Genomic DNA, 854 nt, shown 5'->3' on the forward strand with positions numbered 1-854 from the left:
CTCTAGGCTGAATCGACATTCAGCACCAGAAGCTGAGGGCAGCGAGGCATAGGCTAGCGAGATAGTTTTGYGGGATGCGATCGTAYCGTGTGGCGATACGGCGTAGCTGCTTGAGTTTACCGATGGTCCGTTCGATGCGATTGCGCAGCTTGTACTTGACCGGATCGAAGGCTCGTTTGCGGGGCATGCAGACGCGCTGCGGGATGATCGGYTGAGCACCCGTTGTTTCGATGAAGTCGAGTATCGCGTAGGTGTCGTAGGCTTTGTCGGCGATGACATGACCTGCATCGAGACCGGTTAACAGCGGAATGGCGAGCTTGGGGTCGCTGGCGTTGCCGCCGGTGAGGATGAAGCGCACCGGTCGGCCGAGCGTGTCGACCGCAATGTGCCACTTGGAGGTCAGTCCTCCTCGGGAACGCCCCAGAGCCTGGTCGCACGCCCCCCTTTTTGGCCCGTTGCCGCTTGGGCATGGGCACGCACGATCGAGCTGTCGATCATCAGATACTCGTTGTCTCGATCCCGGGCGAGCAGCGCAAAGAGGCCCTCCCACACCCCGGCGCGCGCCCAACGGGTGAAGCGCTTGTGCACCGTCTTGTACTTGCCGTAGCGCTCGGGCAGGTCGGACCAGCGCGCACCAGAACGCAAGACCCACAATACTCCATTGATAAACAAGCGATTATCTTGCGCCGTCCGCCCAGGATCACTGACCTTGCCCGGAAGCATCGGCTCGATCCGACGCCACTGCGCCTCGCTTAACTCGTATCGCTTGATCCCCATGATGCCTCCGCAATCGCGGAAACCCATGAATCAGACATCCCACCACTTGGGAATCCTCTGAATGTCGATACAGCCTA

The 854-nt window shown here is 60.0% G+C and carries 1 protein-coding gene; it reads right to left on the reverse strand.

Going from position 1 to position 854, the window contains the following annotated elements:
• Positions 1–19 precede the first annotated feature (19 nt).
• A protein-coding gene (locus AC1DPF_RS18960) for an IS5 family transposase (RefSeq protein WP_477962950.1) occupies positions 20–771 on the reverse strand; the annotation gives its coding sequence in 2 pieces (ribosomal slippage) (positions 20–430 and positions 433–771; 750 coding nt in all).
• Positions 772–854 lie beyond the last annotated feature (83 nt).

This window comes from Rhizorhabdus sp. P4_G6, from assembly GCF_056401045.1.